General features: G+C 48.6%; 15 protein-coding genes. 10 read left to right on the top strand and 5 right to left on the bottom strand.

Annotation, left to right across the window (positions count from 1 at the left end; translation table 11 throughout):
* Positions 1–59 precede the first annotated feature (59 nt).
* The 7 genes from gabT to EL645_RS36100 all read left to right on the top strand — a co-directional run bounded on the left by gabT (position 60) and on the right by EL645_RS36100 (position 9715).
* Positions 60–1358, top strand: a complete 1299-nt coding sequence (gene gabT / locus EL645_RS36070) for a 4-aminobutyrate--2-oxoglutarate transaminase (RefSeq protein ID WP_126557233.1) — start codon at positions 60–62, stop codon at positions 1356–1358.
* Between the two features lie 183 nt (positions 1359–1541).
* The gene (locus EL645_RS36075) at positions 1542–3041 is read left to right on the top strand and encodes an amino acid permease (RefSeq protein WP_246035700.1); all 1500 of its coding nucleotides are present in this window, start codon (positions 1542–1544) and stop codon (positions 3039–3041) included.
* Between the two features lie 90 nt (positions 3042–3131).
* Positions 3132–4628 carry a gamma-aminobutyraldehyde dehydrogenase gene (locus tag EL645_RS36080; RefSeq protein WP_126557234.1) on the top strand — a complete coding sequence of 499 codons (1497 nt, stop codon included), beginning with the start codon at positions 3132–3134 and terminating at the stop codon, positions 4626–4628.
* A 342-nt stretch (positions 4629–4970) separates the two neighbouring features.
* A complete protein-coding gene (locus EL645_RS36085) occupies positions 4971–5522 on the top strand; it encodes a DUF6036 family nucleotidyltransferase (protein WP_126557235.1) in 552 nt (183 codons plus the stop codon).
* A gap of 218 nt (positions 5523–5740) precedes the next feature.
* Positions 5741–6100 (top strand): hypothetical protein, encoded by a 360-nt coding sequence (locus EL645_RS36090; RefSeq protein WP_246035701.1) that lies wholly within the window; start codon positions 5741–5743, stop codon positions 6098–6100.
* Between the two features lie 490 nt (positions 6101–6590).
* Entirely contained in the window at positions 6591–8009 is a 1419-nt protein-coding gene (locus EL645_RS36095) for a hypothetical protein (protein WP_126557236.1), read from the top strand.
* A gap of 290 nt (positions 8010–8299) precedes the next feature.
* Positions 8300–9715, top strand: coding sequence for a hypothetical protein (locus EL645_RS36100; RefSeq protein ID WP_126557237.1), 1416 nt, complete (start codon positions 8300–8302; stop codon positions 9713–9715).
* Positions 9716–9887: 172 nt separating this feature from the next.
* On the opposite strand, the gene EL645_RS36105 is transcribed toward EL645_RS36100, so the two are convergent.
* Positions 9888–10703 (bottom strand): alpha/beta hydrolase family protein, encoded by an 816-nt coding sequence (locus tag EL645_RS36105; protein ID WP_126557238.1) that lies wholly within the window; start codon positions 10701–10703, stop codon positions 9888–9890.
* Positions 10704–11031: 328 nt separating this feature from the next.
* On the opposite strand from EL645_RS36105, the gene EL645_RS36110 reads away from it, so the two are divergent.
* On the top strand, positions 11032–12831 hold the full coding sequence (locus EL645_RS36110) for a tetratricopeptide repeat protein (protein ID WP_126557239.1): 1800 nt from the start codon (positions 11032–11034) through the stop codon (positions 12829–12831).
* A 237-nt stretch (positions 12832–13068) separates the two neighbouring features.
* Here EL645_RS36110 and EL645_RS36115 read toward each other — a convergent pair whose 3' ends face one another.
* Complete coding sequence (locus tag EL645_RS36115; protein ID WP_246035702.1) at positions 13069–14550, bottom strand: glucoamylase family protein; 1482 nt, start codon at positions 14548–14550, stop codon at positions 13069–13071.
* A gap of 406 nt (positions 14551–14956) precedes the next feature.
* On the opposite strand from EL645_RS36115, the gene EL645_RS36120 reads away from it, so the two are divergent.
* Positions 14957–15607 (top strand): HNH endonuclease, encoded by a 651-nt coding sequence (locus EL645_RS36120; RefSeq protein ID WP_126557240.1) that lies wholly within the window; start codon positions 14957–14959, stop codon positions 15605–15607.
* Between the two features lie 53 nt (positions 15608–15660).
* On the opposite strand, the gene EL645_RS36125 is transcribed toward EL645_RS36120, so the two are convergent.
* From EL645_RS36125 to EL645_RS36135, 3 genes are all read right to left on the bottom strand, one after another.
* A complete protein-coding gene (locus EL645_RS36125) occupies positions 15661–16173 on the bottom strand; it encodes a DUF4385 domain-containing protein (RefSeq protein ID WP_126557241.1) in 513 nt (170 codons plus the stop codon).
* Positions 16174–16304: 131 nt separating this feature from the next.
* Complete coding sequence (locus EL645_RS36130; RefSeq protein WP_126557242.1) at positions 16305–17144, bottom strand: MerR family transcriptional regulator; 840 nt, start codon at positions 17142–17144, stop codon at positions 16305–16307.
* Positions 17145–17402: 258 nt separating this feature from the next.
* Positions 17403–19034, bottom strand: a complete 1632-nt coding sequence (locus EL645_RS36135; protein WP_126557243.1) for an FAD-binding oxidoreductase — start codon at positions 19032–19034, stop codon at positions 17403–17405.
* A gap of 393 nt (positions 19035–19427) precedes the next feature.
* Between EL645_RS36135 and EL645_RS36140 the strand changes: the two genes are divergently transcribed.
* Positions 19428–19739, top strand: coding sequence for a hypothetical protein (locus EL645_RS36140; RefSeq protein ID WP_126557244.1), 312 nt, complete (start codon positions 19428–19430; stop codon positions 19737–19739).
* The last annotated feature ends 518 nt before the right edge of the window (positions 19740–20257 follow it).

The following is a 20257-nucleotide window of genomic DNA, read 5'->3' on the forward strand; positions in this document are numbered from 1 at the left end:
AGATAATACATACGCAAGTGTATAGTTAGGACACATGGAAAAAGAGTAAGGATCGTAGCATGCTCAGCAACCAATCGCGCACAAAAGCTCTACAAGAGTTGCGCAAGAATCATGTCCCACGGGGAGTATCGAACGCACATCCAATCTTTGCGGCACGAGCGCAGGGAGCACGTATCTGGGATATTGATGGCAAAGAATATGTGGATTTTGTTGGTGGCATTGGTGTTCTCAATGTAGGCCATAATCATCCTAGAGTCATGCAGGCTGTACAGGCGCAACTGGAACGTTTTACCCATACTTGTTTTCAGGTGGTCATGTACGAGCCTTATGTGCGCCTGGCTGAGCGCTTAAACGCGCTGGCGCCAGGTGATGATCCCAAGAAGACAATCTTTCTGACGACTGGAGCCGAAGCGGTTGAAAATGCCATTAAGATCGCTCGTGTCTCTACGCAGAGGCCTGCTGTTATCTCTTTTACCCATAGTTTTCATGGGCGTACCCTGATGGGTATGAGTCTAACGGGCAAGGCCACTGCATATAAACAGCGTTTTGGTCCGTTCGCTCCTGAGGTATATCATGCGCCGTATCCTTATGAATACCGGGGTTGGAGTAGTGAGCGGGCGCTGGAGGCTTTGCATGAACTTTTTCAGACTGATGTGACGGCGGATCAGGTGGCCGCTGTGATCATTGAGCCTGAATTGGGCGAAGGTGGTTTTGTCGCGGCCCCCGTTGAGTTCTTACGCGAGCTACGGCGAATTACGGCGGAACACGGCATTTTACTGATTGATGATGAGATTCAATCTGGCTTTGGGCGCACTGGAAAATTCTTTGCGATTGAACATAGTGGAGTCGTTCCTGATTTGATTACTGTCGCCAAGAGTCTGGCCGGTGGACTCCCGTTAGCGGGGGTGATCGGTAAGGCAGAGGTGATGGATGCACCAGTAGCAGGTGGATTAGGTGGTACCTATGCTGGCAATCCTGTAGCCTGTGCGGCAGGTCTGGCTGTACTGGACGTTTTTGAGCAGGAGCAGATCCTTTCGCGTTCCATAGAGTTGGGTGCCCGTTTCCGCGAACGTTTTCTCGCATTGCAACAAGAGGTGCCAGCTATCGGAGATGTGCGGGGTCTGGGTATGATGATCGCGCTTGAATTCGTACAGGATCTTCAGACCAAAGAGCCTGCGCCCGCTCTGGTAGATCAAATTATGGTGGATGCGCGCGAGAAAGGTATTCTGCTACTGAAGGCGGGCCTATATGGCAATGTGCTGCGTATCCTGGTGCCGTTGGTGATCGAAGAGGCATTGGTCACCCAGGCGCTGGATACTCTGTGCGATGTGATTCGCTCTGCTGCACAGAAACATTAAATCTGGCCTGGCAGTGTGGTCTGCTGAACTCGTGTCTGGCCTATAGCGTATTTTCTTCTGGTTGCTACAGTGAGAACGCTCACAGAGATATGAGCGTTCTCACTGTAGCAACCGGGGAATATGTATATTGTTTGAGTGTGATGACCTCTTTGAATACCCCGACCTTTCCCTTGAAAGGAGTTAATGATGTCGCTAGTTGATAACCTTCCCGACGATATCGCTGACAAATCTTTGCGACCATATGGCTACAATCAGGTTTTTCGACGTGACCTCAAACGTTTCGCTTCATTTGCTGTCGGCTTCTCCTTTATTTCGATCACCACTGGTATTTTTACGACTTATGGCACCGTTCTTGGTGCAGGCGGTCCCTTAGGTATCTGGACCTGGCCAATCTCTGTGATTGGTCAGCTGTTTGTGGCGCTGGTCTTTGCATCACTAAGCTCTCGTATGCCGATTGCTGGCTATAGCTATCAATGGATGTCGCGCCTGGCCAATCCTAAAATCGGCTGGCTGATTGGCTGGGTAGCCTTTACATTCCTGATAGTTGTTACGGTATCGGTTGACTATGCGATTGCGTCAGTGACATTGCCAGACCTGTTCAATTTTACAGCCACGCCTTTCAATGAATGGCTGATTACCGCCTTTATCTTAGTTATTCAACTGGTCTTAATCCTCTTTTCGACCAAATGGTCTACCCGCATCAATAATACTGCTGTAGGTACTGAAGTAGTGGGTATTGTGGGTCTGACCCTGCTACTGCTCATTGTTGGAATTATCCGGGGCGGTATCCATTTTGACCATTTGTTTAGTATGGGAACGGTCTCAGCCACAGGCTACTTTAACCTGGGAACCCTGACCTCGGTAGGTCCCTTTATGTTCTCATTCCTACTCGGTGCCTATACCATTGTTGGCTTTGAGGCGGCGGCTAATCTGGCAGAGGAGACCCAGGATGCCCACAATGTGGTTCCATTTGCTATGTGGTCGGCGGTTCTCTTGAGTGGCGTGGTTGGTTTTTTCTTCCTGGTAGTGCTTAACCTTACCTCTGGCAATATTGCTGCCCTGACCAGGTCGGGTACGCCGGTGGCTGATATTGTGACCCAGACCCTGGGAACGGTCGTTGGTGATATCTTCCTGGTCCTGGTCACCTTTTCCATCTTTGCCTGTGGTATGGTGGCCTTTATTACGGCTACCCGCCTGGTCTGGGCTATGTCGCGTGATGAGCGTTTCCCAGGCTATCAGCTCTTTCAACGGGTTGATCCCCATACCCATACCCCTCTGGCTTCAACCATCATGTGTGGTGTTTTGATGGAGGTCGTGCTGGCAGTTTTTTCCACCCAGCCAGGGACCCTGACGAATTTGTTTAGTGCCTCCTCGCTGTTGCCGGTTATTATTTATATGGCGACCGTGATTTTGTATATTTTGACCAGGCACAGATTGCCACCAGCGCTGCGTTTTACCCTGGGCGTGTTTGAATGGCCGGTCATTATCCTGGCCCTGGTCTGGTTGTTGTTTGAGCTCTCTATTTTCCGCGATGCTTCATTCAGTACGCCCTGGCTGTATTCTTTGGTGATGGTTGGAATTGGTTTGCTGTATTTTGTATACTTATGGATAGCCAGACCTCAAGTATTACAGGTTGCTTCATTAAATAAAGAAGAGCCAGAGATATCAGGCGCTGAACTCTAAACAAGCTGTAGAGGATACATATATGATGGGTAGAAGCCTTTTCTTGCAGGATGGGCTTCTATCCTGTGCATCATGGAAAGGATCGCTACCATGACCGAGTACAAAATGCTAATCAATGGTGAGTTTGTCACCAGCACTACGGGAAAGGTTGTTGATGACATTAATCCAGCGACGGGCGAAGTGATTGCCCGGGTGCCTGAGAGTTCATTAGAGGATATGGAGAAGGCGGTTGCCGCTGCCCGGGCCGCTTTTGATGATGGACGCTGGTCTGGCCTGACACATGGTGCCCGTTCAACTATTCTGGAGAAACTGGCACAGTTGATCGAAGCCAATCTGGATGAGTTGTCTCGGTTGGAGTCGTTGGATACCGGGAAACCCATTAAACTGGCGCGCGATAGTGATATTCCTTTTGCTGCCGATAATCTCCATTTCTTTGCTGGCGCGGCTCGCCAGTTGTCGGGCGTGGCTAGCAGCGAGTATACGGGTGGTCATACCAGTATTATTCGCCGTGAACCAATCGGGGTCGTGGCCTCTGTGGCACCCTGGAATTACCCTTTGATGATGTTGATATGGAAGATTGGACCCGCCCTGGCCGCTGGCAATACAGTCGTCTTTAAGCCTTCTCCTGAGACGCCGTTGACCGCTTTAAAGTTGGGTGAGCTGGCTGTTGAGGCTGGCATTCCTGCTGGTGTCCTCAATATTATTACCGATGGCCCTGAAGTGGCGCCGAGCCTGGTGTCGCATAAAGACGTCAATATGGTTTCTATTACTGGTAGTACACGCAGTGGTAAATATGTCGTGCAGGCGAGTGCGGAAACCATCAAGCGCGTTCACCTGGAACTGGGTGGAAAAGCTCCCTTTATTGTCTATCCCGATGCCGATCTTGAGGCGGCGACTCAGGGAGCCGTGGTGGGTGGCTTTGTCAATTGTGGCCAGGACTGCACGGCGGCGACGCGCATCTATGTACATGAAAGCATTTACGATGATTTTCTGAGTTCTTTGCTGGCAAAGGTGAAGCAGATTCGGGTTGGCGATCCTTCTAAGGAGAGCACCGATATGGGCTCGCTGATCTCTGCGCGCCAGTTGCAACGGGTCGAGGGTTTTGTTGAGCGTGCTTTACGGGATGGTGCAAATATTCTGATAGGCGGTAAGCGTGCCTCGATTGCAGGTTTGGAGAAAGGTTGTTTCTTTGAGCCTACCGTTATCGCGGAAGATCGCCAGGATGCCGAGATTGTTCAGTCCGAGGTCTTTGGTCCGGTCCTGGTCGTCTCACGCTTTAGTACCGAGGACGAAGTGTTACGCAAGGCTAATGGTGTTGTGTATGGTCTGGCTGCTTCAGTCTGGACCAGAGATATCTATAAAGCTATGCGTGCCAGCCAGGCTCTACAATTTGGTACCGTCTGGATTAATGATCATTTGCCGTTGACCTCTGAAATGCCACACGGTGGTTATAAAGAAAGCGGTATAGGCAAGGATATGTCTCAGTATTCGTTTGAAGAATACACCCAGATCAAACATGTTATGATCGAGCTCGGTGGCCAGGCACGTAAAGACTGGCACTACACAATCTTTGGGGATGCCGAATAGCGCCGGAAAACAATACATTATGAGCAAGAATCGAGCAGCGAGGTAACATTCTATCTTATCTCGCTGTTCGATTCTCAGGGCTTTTTACTGTTCGTCCAGAGAGCGCAAGGAGATCACGAGCAAGCGCTACGATGTCCATTCTTTCCTGTGTGAAGTGTATGGTGGGTGGCCGCGGCCGCCCACCATACACTTCACACTTCCAACTCTGCGCCGCAGGCGCCAAAGAGGAACATGAAAAAGCCCTGTTCGATTCTTGTTTATGTTGAGCTAGCGGTCATTAGATGTGGTAAAGTAGTAGCAGCGGCTGAGGCAGATAATGACTATGGAGGCGAATAAGAGGGTATGCAGCGACAAGAAATCGAGAAATACTTGCAGGAATTGGGCGATGAATTAGAGTTACGTGGATATCAAGCTCCGGTTCGTGTGATGATTGTAGGTGGGGTGGCGATGTTGTTGCTGGCTGCAAACCGAGAATCAACCGAGGATGTAGATGTGGTGCTGATGGATATCGAAGGGGATACTTCAACTAATCCGACGAGCGAGACTAAATCTTTTAAGTCCGCGGTCAATGCGGTGGCTAAAAAATATCATATGAAGCGCACCTGGATTAATGACGATGTGGCTTATTTTATTCGGGATATGGCCCCTAACCCTGAAGCTACACTATGGCATGAGTATAAAAAGCTGCATGTATATTTACCATCGAAGGAATATATTCTGGCACTGAAGTTGATGGTCTATCGTCCAAAAGATATGCTTGATATTGAGGCTCTACTCAAACAGCTCCAGGTGACCACACGTGAGCAAGCACAGGATATTGTGGATCGCTTTATCCCAGATCCTGCGTGGCAGGACCACTATCAATTTCAAGATACGTTGGACGAACTTTTTTAACTTTCTCAGACCCTCTGAAATCTGCATACAGCACGCTTGATCATGATTATTGATCGTCTGCCCCACTGCAAAATTTTGGCTTCTCATGTTACAATAACTGTAGACGATAACACAGGAACAAGGTGGCCAATGAAGACATGTACTGAATTGCAGACGATTGCCGTTTCATATCAAGAGATTTGCGCCGGGCTGAGCCGTGGCTTCCCCTGGGTAATTTCATGAACGATTTTTTTGGGAATTATCCTGATGAGCGGCCAGCGCTATTGCAAGATCCTATTCAAGAGCCTGCGGAGCCAACTGAAGATGAGCACCGCTGGGCCGTTTTTTGTGCTGCCTCTGTTGAATATCTGTGCCAGAAATATGACCTGGAGATACCTGCATGGGTAACGGAGCTGGCTTATGCTCCATTGCCTGAGCCATGGTATCATTCAAAGATGGCCTTTAAGCCAGCTGTCCAGGCTCGGTTAGAGCGTGAAACGCCAGCAGCTTTTACCAGATATAACATTTACTGTGGTAATCGGGTGTTTGTCAATAAATACGAACTAGCCGCCGAGCTACGCGAGCGTCAATCCGCCTGATCTCTACAGGCTGGCGCTCTGCTAACGGTTGCCCTTGCGCTCAACACTTTTCAATTAACGCTTCATAGAAATGAACGCAACAATAATAAAGATCAGTACGTGCAGGGCTTGTCCCCGCTTTTAACCTTTCCGCTCGAAAAAACAACAAAAGAGGATTTTGCAGCTATTTGTTTAGACGCATAACGTTATCATTGTTAATTTTTCGGGTAAGAACGGGGGAAGCGGAGGCAAGCCCCGCACGTACTGATCTTTATTATTGTTGCCTCTTTCTACTCTTCTCTTGCTGTGCCCCATCCTATTAGTTGCTAAAACTTGCATCTCTGTCCATAGCTATGATTGATGGTAAGTTGTGGTAGGCATTTTGTCTGTTAAGATGCCTATTAGATTGAAAATTGGCTATCTTGCGTTATAATTAGCTTGAGCTACATTTCTACCTACCTATATTTGCTTTTGGTAGAAATATCAAACTGACAGAGGGGAAAGCGGAGGCGTGGATAATAAGTCACATGCAATCATAGGTCCAGGTGTGGCACGCGATCAGCTAGAGCCTCTTACCCTTACCAGACCACCCACACTCCTTGATCGCCCAGACAGGCCGACGTCGCTGCGCTCATGGCCTGCTTTACTTCTGGTCATCCTGGTCTGTCTCGTCTTTGGGCTGTTTACTTTCTGCACCCAATTTGTACATCTGCAACTTTCTGCCGGGTCCACCCCTTTTTCTGAGACGTATGTGCCGCCACATATTGTCAGATGGTATATCTCAACGCCGGTCTATTCTGGCTCACATTTCATTTATCTGGCGAACGGCTGGTTACAGGGTCATCTCTATGTAGATAATCCAGGCCGTGGCCAGACGGGGGATTATACATTCTGGAATGGACATTGGTATGTGGCTTTCCCACCGTTGCCGGCGGTCTTTTTGCTGCCTCTGGTCGCTATCTTTCACTATAGCCATCAATTTGAGATGTCGGTGGGAGTCGAGTTCTCGTTTGGCATCGCCAATATTATCCTGATGTTTCTGGTCTTGCGCCGCCTGGTTGAGAAATGTCAGATCCAACTCTCATTCTCCACTGTGGCCTGGCTCCTGGTCTTTTTTGTGTGTGGGACCGAACTACTGTATGTTTCTATGCAGGCCACTGTCTGGTTTCTGGCCCACGTTATTGCGACCACGTTCCTCTTGCTACACATGCTCGAACTGCTGGGTAAGCGCCGTGGCTGGTTGGCGGCGCTGTGGCTTGCCCTGGCCGGCCTATCGCGCAGTACGGCCCTGCTTGCCTTTCCCTGTTACCTGCTCCTGATCTATCTGGAAGAACGACAGCGACCCTGGTTGTTACTCAGGAAATGCAGTGCTTTTTGTGCGGTATTGGGCCTTTTTGTAGGCGGAATGCTGGCCTATAACCTGGCCCGCTTTGGCTCGTGGTTGGATTTCGGTTACATGAGTATGAATGTGAGCCCACGGGTTGCGGGTGGCCTGCATCAATATGGACAGTTCAGTTTACATTTTCTAGCCACCAATTTCCGCTATATGCTTATTCAACCACCACAAATTTTGACTCGCTTACCATACGTGCGCTTCAATCCAATTGGCACCGGTATATTCTGGACCATGCCGGCCCTCTATAGCATTGTCCGCACCTTTTTTGTGCGCCCGCGCAACTATCTGACCTGGAGCTTATTAGCAGGTTGCATCTTGCCCTTAATTGCCCACCTCCTCTACTTCAACACCGGCTGGTTCCAATTTGGCTATCGCTTCTTTGTGGATATCTTGCCCCTGGCTTTTATCCTGGCCGTTATGGGCTTTCATGACCGATTGCGCTGGTACGAGAAAGGTTTGATCTTACTCTCAATCGGCATCAATCTTTGGGGCCTATTTGAGTACACTTACCTCCTACCTCTGCTATATCGCTAAAAATGCATTTTTGATTTTTATGCTTATAACATATTTTATAGTGATGTGCAGCAAGGGTGCTCTATCCTTGCTGCACATCACTATAAAAAGTTCGGGCGCTTCAGCGCACGCACGCAAGTCCGTAGTACAATCCCATGACCCAGGAATCAGTAGAAGTAATTTTAGGCATTTCGCCATCTCCCACACCTATTAGATCGCAAATAGGTGTTTTGCATATAATAAACTTAAGACCATTTTAGTTGTGTGTATTTCTCTGCAGGCAATGTTAGACTGGGAAGGGAAGTGGGAAAGTGGATAATAAATCACAGATCATACGTCCGAGCTATGCTGGTGCTCAGCTAGAGCCTCTTATCCTTACTGAGCATCTGCCACAACTGGATCGGCAAGAAGAAGCGACGTTGCTGCGCTCCTGGCGTGCTTTACTCCTGGTCATTTTAGTCTGTCTCGTCTTTACGCTGATCACTTTTTGCAAGCATTTTGTATATTTGCAGATTGATTATGGGCCGGCTAGTTTTTCTTCCCAGGCTGTATCGCCACATATCGTTGGTGCATATATCTCGTCGCAAGTCTATGGCGGCTTGCATTTCATTTCTCTGGCGAACGGCTGGTTACAAGGTCATCTCTATGTAGATGATCCGAGTCCTGGTGGGGCAGGTGATTATACATTCTGGAATGGACACTGGTATGTGGCATTCCCACCGTTACCGGCGGTCTTTTTCCTGCCTCTGGTCGCTATCTTTCACTATAGCCATCAATTTGAGATGTCGCTGGCGGTCGAATTTACTTTCGGGATTGCGAATATTATTCTGATGTTTCTGGTCTTGCGCCGCCTGGTTGAGAAGTGCCAGATATCGCTCTCATTCTCAAGTGTGGCCTGGTTACTTGTTTTATTTGTGTGTGGGACCGAACTACTCTACGTTTCTATGCAGTTAGGGGGCTGTTTTCTGGCCCACGTTATTGCGACCACGTTCCTCTTGCTACACATGCTCGAACTGCTGGGTAAGCGCCGTGGCTGGTTGGCGGCGCTGTGGCTTGCCCTGGCTGGCCTATCACGTAGTACAGCCCTGCTGGCTTTTCCTTGTTATCTGCTCTTGATCTATCTGGAAGAGCGTCACCAGCCCTGGCTGTTGTTACGGAAGTGCATTGCTTTTTGTGCAGTGCTAGGTGTCGCTGTTAGTGGAATTCTGCTCTATAATCTAGCCCGCTTTGGTTCCTGGCTGGATTTTGGTTACACGAGCATGAATGTGAGTCCACGGCTTGCAGACGGCTTGCATCAATATGGGCAGTTCAGCTTACATTTTCTAGCCATGAATTTTCACTATATGCTCATTCAGCCACCTCAAATCTTATCCCAACTGCCGTATATATTCTTCAATCCAGTTGGCACCGGCATCTTTTGGACTATGCCGGCCCTCTGTAGTTTATTCCGCACCTTTTTTGTGCGTCCACACAATTATCTGACCTGGTGCTTATCTGCTGGTTGTATCTTTCCGGTAATTGCCCATCTCCTCTATTTCAACACGGGCTGGCTTCAGTTTGGCTATCGCTTTTTTGTGGATATTTTGCCTCTGGTTTTTGTGCTGGCCATTATGGGTTTTCATGACCGATTGCGCTGGTACGAGAAAGGTTTGATCTTACTCTCAATCGGCATCAATCTTTGGGGCCTGTTTGAGTACACTTACTTTTCGTCCCTATTATCTTACTGATGGTTTTTAGTTATTAAAATAGTGCTAGATTAGCAAAACTGCGTTGATTTCTGTAGTTCGAAAAGCAGTTTTCATGTTGAGCTGGAAAGATGCTTTACACCTTTCCAGCTCAACATGAAAACTGCCTGGGCGCGTCAGCGCACGCACGCAAGACATGGGAAGCATGCTGCTGCTAACCCAGCAGCAGCATGATCTCTTCTACTGTCAGCTGCCAGGCGTCGGATGTTGGATCAATAAGCACAAAGTGGTCGGCGCCCGCCAGTTCGATCAAGCGTACATGATCTCCGGCTGCCCTGGCCTTTTGTGCATACCCCTGGCTAATCTTGAGCGGCACACGATCATCAGCGCCTCCGTGTATTAATACCTGGGGAATTCCCAGGGGCAACAGGGCGGCTGGCGAGGCTTCTGCATAACGTTCGGGTTTTTTTGTTAGACTGGCCTGGAGCAATTCCTGTACCGCGCCCTGGCCTAGATGGAGTTGCCAGGCCTGTTCCAGATCGACGACCCCTGCCTGGCTGATAGCTCCTTTTAAGCGCAAAGGTGTGCTTGCCGTCCGTAAAGGACTATTGGGAGATAGGCGATGACGGCCCGCCAACCAGAATGCCAGGTGTCCACCAGCTGAGTGCCCTACTGCAACGACACGCTGTAGATCTAGCTTGTAGGTTGGTGCCAGTGTGTTCAGATGATCTGTGGCCGAGGCTACATCCAGCAGTGTCCCGGGCCATGCTCCACCGGGATCGCCAACGCGCCGATATTCGATATTCCAGGCCGCTATGCCGTGTTGCACCAGATTTTTTGCCAGCCCCTGCATCAGCGTCAAATCATAGGCATTACGCCAGAAGCCGCCATGGATCAACTGCACTACCGGATATGGCCCTGATCCTTCAGGTAGATAGAGCTCACCATACTGTAATGGATCAGGGCCATATGCCAGCTTATGAAAAGCGCTGACCGGTCCATGTTTGTGTCGCTTTGAAGGTACATCCATCAGTGATTATCCTTACCTTTTTTATGCGTTATCTTAGTCTCTATTGTATTATCTACAAGGTGTTTTACTCAATTTTTTATATACTATAGATAATTTTTCAGGAGTGTGTAACTATTACTGATTAAAGATGTCTGTGAAAGTATATATAATATCCTCTGCTTGCCTGAAATCAATTTCCTATTAAGTCAGAAATATCTTGCCAGATAACTAAAGAACCGCTATACTTCTTTCGTGTGTATTGAATTCTAATTACTACTATATAAGCCCATCCCCTATGCCAGGGGGATATTTGCACTCAGCCAGATATGGATAGACCAGGAGTTCATCGATGGCGAATGAGCCGCTGCAAACCGTTACCCTTTTTTACTGCTATGCTCAAGAAGATATTGTCCTGCGTGAAGAGTTGGAAAAGCACTTAATGCCGTTGCTGCGTTCTGGCGTAATCAAAAGTTGGAGTGATCGTATGATCAGCGCTGGCCAGCCATGGGAACAAGAGGCGAAGAAGCAGTTACTGGCGGCTGATATTGTGCTTTTATTGGTCAGCCCGGATTTTATGGCCTCGGACTATTGCTATGACAAAGAAATGAAAATAGCAATTCAACGCCATGAGGCTGGCAAAGCGCGGGTGCTACCCATTATTGTACGTCATGCTCATTGGGAAGATGCTCCTTTTAGCCATCTACAAGTTTTGCCTCTCAATGGTAAACCAATCAGCGCGGCCAGATCAGCCTATGAGCGCGATAAAGTATTTGTGGATGTGATTAAAGAGATCCAACGTGTGGTCAAAGAGTTGATCGCCCAGAAATGGTTTACTAAAGGCAATACTCTGCTGAGCGAGAAAGCATATGAACAGGCGCTTTCCGCTTTTGAACAAGTAGCAAAATCATATGAAGAAAGTGTTTATAAGTATGCTGCTTTAATGGGTATTTGCAATGTATTGATTACTCTCAATCGCAACAATGAAGCTTTGGATAGCTGTGAGCGTGCAATCAGGCTAAATGCCGAACAAGGAACGGCTTATTTGCATAAAAGCACTGTATTGTTGCGTTTGCATAAATATCAACTTGCTCTGGACGCGTGCAATCAAGCCTTGTATCAAGGAGTTAAAGATGTTGGGGTATATCGCAATAAGGGCAAGACATTGTATGAGCTCAAACGACCAGTGGAGGCTCTTGAAGCATACGAGCAAGCCTCACGACTTGAACCTCGAAATGCTTATATTCAGCTCGATAAAGGTCAGGTGCTTTTGAAACTGAAACGTTATAAAGAAGCTCTGACTGTTTATGAGCTCGCTGCTCAACTGTCTCCATCGCTAGCCCAGGCACATACGCGTAAAGGAGATATTTTTTTTGAGTTAGAACAATATGGTAAGGCTATTCATGCTTATAGTCAGTCTATCCGCTTAGATGGTGACAATGCATATGCTCGGTCACGGCAAGCTGAAGCTCAACTGCGCCTGAAACACTATCAGGAAGCTGTGAATGCTTATGAGCAGGTGTTGCGTCTACAGCCTAACCATATGCCCCATTATTTGCATAAACTTGAGGCTCTGGCAGGACTACAGAGATATGCCGAGATGTTGCTAACATGTGAGCAAATACTGCAGCGTGAAGCACGTAATAGCCGCGCACTGGCATACAAAGCGCAAGCTCTCCTTGGCCTGGCTCGTTATGAAGAGGCACAAGAGTATTGCCAGCAGGCGATAAATATTAATGCTGATAATGCGATTGCTCATCATGTAAGAGATGCGTTATTGACAGTCAATCAGCAGCAAAGAAGCCTGCTATTGATTGAGCATACTTTGAGTATAAATCCTTATGATGCTATGGCGCTGATTAAAAAGGCTAGCATTTTGTTCCAATTAAGGCAGTATGCGGAAGCTGTTTTGGCCTGTGATGAAGCATTGGCGTTGGATGCACGCAGTCCGTTTGCCTATACTATTAAGCGAGATGCCTTATTTTATCTAGGGCGCTATGAAGAAGCATTGAAATATGCGCAAAAAGTAATTAGCCTTGATCCAAATAATGCCGAAGCTTATCATGAATTAGTAGAAATTTTACGCAAATTAGGGAGAAATGAGGACGCTAAAAAGATTCACGTGGCGGCGAAAACTCGTGGTATCTGGTAAGCAATCAATAATATTAGGGCAATGGAAAAATAGCTGGATACATATCATATACGTATCCAGCTATTTCTATGTCATGCCGTTCAATCGTATGAGCGCAGCTGCCTGACAGGCGCCCCCGTTTGCTCGAAACTTGATTACTTCGAAAAGTTGAGCCAGTGGCAGCGGAGCTAGCCGCGATCGAGCGGCGTTCCCGAGTGCTTTTAAATAGCATGGTGAACATGACAAGGACCATACTATTTACGGTAGCGAAAAATTTTCTTGTGAGAGATAGGGATGGACGGCAGCAATAACTGGATCTGCTGCGAAATGACGTTGCATCTGGTTATCGAGCAGGGCATTATCGAGTGCCGCAAAGATCATAGCCTGGTCCAATACCAGGTAGCGATGTCCGATCTGTCCGGTGGTGGGATTGACACTATCGTAGAAGCCATAAGGGCCGTAGATGCCGGGATAGCGTGAACGCAGTTGTTGGATGTTCTCAAAGGCTTTTTGGGGTGTGACGGTTAAGGCCAGGAATGAAGCATGCGGCGTAACTGCCGTCTCATCGTAAGGGCAACAGGTTTTGTTGGATGCCATATTGCGTGCCCCATAGGCATCATAGTTTCCAGTATCATCTGGAGTGCTGGCAGGAGAGAGGCCCCAGACAGGATAATTCAGGGTCTGGGTGGAGTAGGCTTGTTGGGCCTGTGCATAGAGCCGATCATTGAGTCCAAAGCTATGTGGCCCCCAACTGGTCTCTGGGATGACCAGATTGTTCATCAAGCCTTCGAACATGCTCCCACCCCAGCTGGGTACAAAATTGATGCCATTGGTTGAGTAGTGGCCTTCAAAGACTGTAAATGGCTTGCCGGATTGCGGATCGTTGTAGGTGGCATTATAACCCTGAGGTGTCTGCCCCTGCCAGGTGAAGTCTGCGGGTAATGTGCGCCAGGTGCGCCACCAGACATCGCCGGGCATGCTGTGGGTTCCAATACCGATGTAGGCCGCGATACGCGTTTCCGCATTGAGCACCCCATAATGGAAGTTCGCCGGTCCCTGGTCCGCATTATAACCACCATACATCTGGCCGGCAGTATTGCTCTGATTTTGATCTCCATTATCGTAGAAGATCCCGAAATTCATCGCATTGAGGAGCGCTGTGGCCCTGGGAGCCAGCGTTGGAAAGACCTGTCTGGTGGCAATCAAACCCGTCGCGTACCAGGCGCTATCCACGGTCGAGATAAAGGCCCCGGTCGCTGGTTGGCCCTCCTGGTCGGTACCTCCGGGACCCGAAATGCGATGTCCAGTGGTCGTGTCATACCAACTGAAGAGAAAACCATGCCACTTGCTGAGCTTCTCAACCTCTGTGAGCAAAGCATTGGCGCGTTTAAGTGCATCAACACGATTGATAAGGCCAAGATCTTTGGCGGATACGATGCTCCAAAACGCGACCCCGATATTGGTTGGCGAAGTATATGTTCCTTTGGCCGGGGCACCGTTAAAGCCAATGTTATCCATTGGAAGATGGGTTACAGGATCGGCATCGGCATCAAAAAACTGCCAGGTGCGACGAGCAATATTATAAAGTTCTAATTTTTGTGCAATGGTGAGCTCTTTTTGTTGCGGAGTTGCGCCAGTGGTCCTGGCTGGCGCTGCGGATGCTATGAGCGGGGTCATAATTGTACTCAGACAAAAAATGCCGCACAAAAAGAATCCAAAAAGCAAACGTTTTACCTTCAAGGCAATTCTCCTCTGACTTTGAGGCTCATCCTGTCAAATATCGATTGACTGGTTCCTTAATCAGATACTCAATATAGAGTTGCGGCGACAGGATTGAACTTGCTTGTATTAATAGTTTGAGACTGGATGTGCAAAGAGGGTATAGAGCAATACAGCAATTATATTGTTGTAAATGGGGCAAGTCAAGCTCTGCTTTACCAATGGATCGAAGGTTATGCATTATAGATGAGTAAACTTTACTTTATAAAATGAATGCCCTACCTAAAAAGGCCAAAGAGAATGATAGACCTGCCAGGTAGTATCTGCCTCTAAAAAACTTCCTGGTTCGTAATATATATACAGAATAAGGTTGTGTTATTATTGCTGTTGCGTGCAAGCAATTTGGTCTTATAGAGGTTGAAGATAAATGAAGAAGAGTATTCAATATCTTGCCAGTGTGATTGTGCTGGCCTTCTTATTAGCCGGCTGTAACGTCTCCGTGGGAACTGGAGGTTCTGGTAACGGCTCATTCTCAAGTGGGAGTAATTCAAACGGTAGTAGCTCCAATGGAAGTAGCTCCAATGGAAATAGCTCCAATGGTGGTAATTCTGCCCAGGTGCCAAATATTGGACACCAGACGAAGACTTCAGGTTGCCAGGCTCAGGGAGCTTTACAGGATAAGCAATGTACTCCTGGTGCGATCTTTTCTAATGCAACGACCAGTCAGATTTGCCGGTCCGGTTATTCGAAGTCAGTACGCAATGTACCGGTGAGTGTCAAAGATGAAGTTTATGCGGAGTATGGTATTACCCATCATCGCTCTGGCCAATATGAGGTTGACCATTTGATCAGTTTGGAGCTGGGTGGTTCCAATGACGTTGCCAATCTGTGGCCTGAGGCGGCTTCACCAACGCCTGGATTTCATCAAAAGGACGAGGTAGAAAACTATCTGCACGATCAGGTCTGTAGTGGCAAAATAGATCTGCGTACGGCGCAGAGCGAGATCGCTACCGACTGGCTGAAAGTATATCAGCAGATGGGCTCTCCTTCAGGTGGTTCTGGTTATGGTAACGCATAGTATGTAGCCTGTTCACAGGCAGTTGTAGATCAAATTATCTACAACTGCCTGCCTCAATGCTTACCTGCATATTTGTCTTCGTGTAGCTTTTTGAGGCGCTGATAATCTATATCATTTCTCGCCTGCAGGTAGATACCATAAAAGATGCGTGCCGATTCAGCTTTCTCACTATCCTGTATCTGAGGTAGAATGCGTTTCCTGGCCTCTCTCATTTCTTCTGGCGTGGTCTCTTTTTGTGGATTGGCCTGATATTTGCGACCACTCTGATGGTTGGCATAGCGGCGTGAGCGTGTATAGCCCATTTGCAGAAATTTTCTCGCCATATCCATGCCCACAAAATCTCCATCTTGTTTGTAATTTAAAAATAGTTGGTAGATTCGTTCTGCCGATTGTTGGGCCTCAGCCGGAGTTTTGAAGCGCCAATAAGGTAGGATCTCAGATTTATAAGGTTCAACCAGCAGGACCCCCTGCTCGCCTCTGCCAACCTGGTATAGCTCGGGGTGAGCTCGAAAATCGATATTTTTGAAGTCCTTTGTATAATCAAAGCTCTTACTGCTAGCACGCATGACTGTTACCTCCTCCTACACACTTATCGCATGATGCCTGCTATCAACTACTTAAGACCGTGTTATATATTGGGAACCTGTTTGCTTAAAGATGTATCAACGTGGGGTAGTGGGTAGCGCTAGAAATATTTTCATGAGTCTGTGTTAGCTGCTGGTCCCGCAACAGGGAATTGTAGCTCAACAATAAAATCGCCGGGTTGCCCATATTGTTCATGTCGCAGGTGTAGTTGACGGACCGGGCCTATGGGATGATAGCCATTGTCTTGCATCCAATGGTGCATCGCTACATAGGCCCGACCAAGGGCCAGATCGTTCCCTTTATGGATGGTACTGGCTACGAAGCTACCAGGTAAGGTGCGAATATGGATCTTCTCATTGCCTGGTAAAGCTTGTACCAGCGGGATAGCAACCTCTAAGTCTACCGACATACCCTCGTCGCGCATTTCATGGCGCGAGTGCCATAAAATTAACTCTGGTAATGTATAATGTGCTCCCTGTTGTTCCAGGTAGGCTGTTAATTGATGATACAGGCGCCCCTGCTCATAGCTACCGGGTAGCCTATCGCGGACAGAGGCAACCAGCAAAGGCTCGACATATTTGACCCGTATATCGTAAGTCGGCATCGTTTCCTCCTGCTCAATCTGCCGTAGGCGAGCGGCAATGCGTGTCAGGCGTGCCTGTTCCGTTATGATCACCTGCTGAATATATGTCTGCTTCTGTTCAAACATGGCCCGTAACTGCTCCAATGAAAGATCCTCTTCGAGCAAGCAAGCAATCTGCTCTAAGGGAAAGCCCAGATCCTTAAGCGTCAGAATGCGGTTCAGGCGTGGCAATTGCTCAAGTGTGTAGTACCGATAGCTACTATCTGGATCTAGCATTGTCGGTTTTAGCAGCCCATAGTGATCATAATGGTGCAGCGTCGCAATCGACACCTGACCCAGCCGAGCAAATTCGCCAATTTTAAGCATCATCGTATCTTTTAAATCTCCAAAGTAAGAAATTGCATATGACAAGCAACATCGAAAGTGGGTGCCCCTCTGGAACAATAAAATGCGTTGACATGAAAGCGACAAGAAACATGATTCTCAAAGTTCGGGTCTTGCGCCCGATTTTTGCTTCTCAACCAGGCCTTCAGGTAGAGCATACACTCTCAGGTAAGATGAGAGTCAAGGGTATCTATGATGAGGCAGGACAATCCCCCGTCTGGAGGGATTGTCCTGTTTTTATGTCTAGTGGGGTAAGGGAATGCTTTGCTTGAAATTGAAGAGATTTTTGGGATCATAGGTGGCTTTGACCTGTTGGAGACGGGCCAGGTTTGCACCATAGTATGCCTGCTGCCAGTTGGATAGTGATGGATCAATATAGTTTTGATAGGCGGCCCCCGAGGCGTAGCTGCGCATGGCTTGCCAGGTGTTGTTCAGCCAGGTGCGATTCTGCGCAATGACTGAAGCTGCGGAACCGACATCCCAGTTGGCGTTATACTGAATTGAGAAGAGCATATTGCGGTGCGCAAAAGCTGTGGCATCCGGGGCTACACGATTGATGGCGCCGCCATGCGCGTCCATGCCAATACCGCCTGTACCAGGCGTGGAAGATTTCTGGTACTGCGTGATGGCGTTGACCAGCGCATTGATACCCTGGATGGGCAACGGCTTGGCGATGTAATCTGATTTGGCTGCAAAGGTGTCGCGTTGGATCTGCCCCTGGGGATTCTGGCTGGGCAGGCGACATTGGTCGAGCGTTTTGTTAGAACAGCCAGCCTCATAAAGCATGGTGTCGAGCAGCCCCGCACTGGAGGCATAGCGGGTGGTGGGAGCAATACCCAGTTTATTGATCAGGTTTTGTAGTTGCTGGTTGAGCGCATCCACTCCTCCTACATAGACACCATTGACACGTACCAGCGGATCGCCGTTTTTATCTGTGGTGTTGAGTAGCAGGCAATTAGACCATAATTCATCGGGAGCCTGGGGAGCCCAGTTTTGCCAGGCATTGACCACGGCCGTGGCATCGCTCCAATTCCAGCCAAGTGTGAAGATTGACAGGGAGGCAACGGGATGGGTTTGGAAGGTGAATGAGGTGACGATGCCAAAGTTGCCGCCGCCACCACCACGCAGGGCCCAGAAGAGGCTGGAGTTTTGGCTGGCGTCACAGGTGACAACACGCCCGTCCGCCAGTACAACCTGTGCTGAAACCAGGTTATCACAGGTCAGACCAAACTTGCGTCCGAGTACTCCCACACCGCCTCCCATGGTTAAGCCAGCTACGCCCACGGTAGGGCACGAGCCCGCAGGAATGACACGTCCTTGTTGTGCCAACGTCGAATAGACATCGATCAGCTTGGCACCACTTCCGATGGTTGCATTTCCGCTACCGCTATCCACACTGATCGTATTCATGCGACTGACATCCAGCATGAGGCCCGTGGTAGTTGAGTAGCCTGCATAGGAGTGACCCCCAGAACGCGCAGTCACGGGCAGGTTGAAGCGACTCACAAAGGCCAGACAGTTCTGCACATCTTTCGGTGAGGCACAATAGGCAATACCTGCTGGCTTGATGGAGTCAAATTGTGGATCAAAGAGCTGGTGTGCCGTCGCATATTGTGGACTGTTGGGGCGAATCAGGGTACCATGCAAACTTTTGCCCAACTGCGACCAATCGGCCTCGGTGAGCACAGGAGGCTTGGTAGGTGTGGCTTTGATGGTAGGTACTGAAGAAGGTGTATTGGCCGCGTTAGCGCTAGGCTCTGCCTGGCAGGCACCTAACAATATGGGAAGGCTACCCGCGGCACACAGTGTAAGAAATCCTCGACGGTTTAGCTGTGTTTTCTCTAACCAGGCCGTCTGCTGTGTCTGCTTTTCCATGCTACTATCCTTTTACTGGCACAGAGCACAAATTATGTTCTGTTGGTTATATCTATCATTGGAGGCCGTGCACCATCAGTGTTACAACCTTTTTGCGTAATCGAGTGATGATAATCGCTTAGATATGTATTGATAATAATCTATATTTGACAGCCATTCTATGAATTGTTTCACAATTGCCTGGATTTTGCCGTATAAACTGGTTGCCTGGTTATCAGATAAATTTATCGTACAGGTTAGCCATGCTGCACGTCAACCACCTCACCGTTTATACTACCCTACCCATTGAAGCTGGATGGTGAACTGTGCTATGCTCACGGTAGCTTTTTTTGCTCGAACAATTGTGGTGAGCAAGCACCGATAGATGATAAACAGGGAAAGGATTGCTTAATTATGGCTGATGACGCTAGAATTGCTGAACTGACAGCTCTGCGTGAGAATGAGGTGCGCTGTATTCGCGTACTGGCGGCCTGTCGCCGCTTCGCGGTCAATGTTGGCGGGGCGGCTGGCAACTATGCCACCTTTGCCCAAAACGAAGAAGTTCTCCTACAATCCTTTCACGATATCGAGCTAGCCCATGCCAGCCCCGATGGCCGCTATGATCAACTTTTCGCCCAACGCTGCCAGCGTGCTGGCCTGACTGCCGCCGACGTCCACATGCTACGTACCCGCTGGCAATCCCTGGAAACCGAAGACGATTTTTAACCCCACTGAATAGCAGGCACGCTGGACTACCTCACTCTCAACCCCTCTCATTTGCAGCCGACACAGTAGGAGGCTGCAACACCACATTAAGGGCTACAGCCGCGTCGCAGCTACCCCGCACTACAAAGTTGTACATAGCTATATCTAAACTCCATACATAGCGCTTCCCCAACCTTTTTATAAGGCGCGCAGCATGCCCCAGCCACCCCGCACTACAAAGTTGTACATAGCTATATCTAAATAAACTCCACACATAGCGCTTCCCCAACCCTTTTATAAGACGTGCAGCGTGCCCCAGCCACCCTGTGCTACAAAGTTGTACATAGCTATATCTAAATAAACTTCACACATAGCGCTTCCCCAACCCTTTTATAAGACGTGCAGCGTGCCCCAGCCACCCTGTGCTACAAAGTTGTACATAGCTATATCTAAATAAAATCCACGCACAGCGTTCCCCCAATCCCTTTTAAGATGTGCGGGTGGCCGCAGCCACCCCGCACATCTTAAAAACTCAAGCG

The sequence above is a fragment of the Dictyobacter kobayashii genome, from assembly GCF_003967555.1.
GTDB lineage: Bacteria > Chloroflexota > Ktedonobacteria > Ktedonobacterales > Ktedonobacteraceae > Dictyobacter > Dictyobacter kobayashii.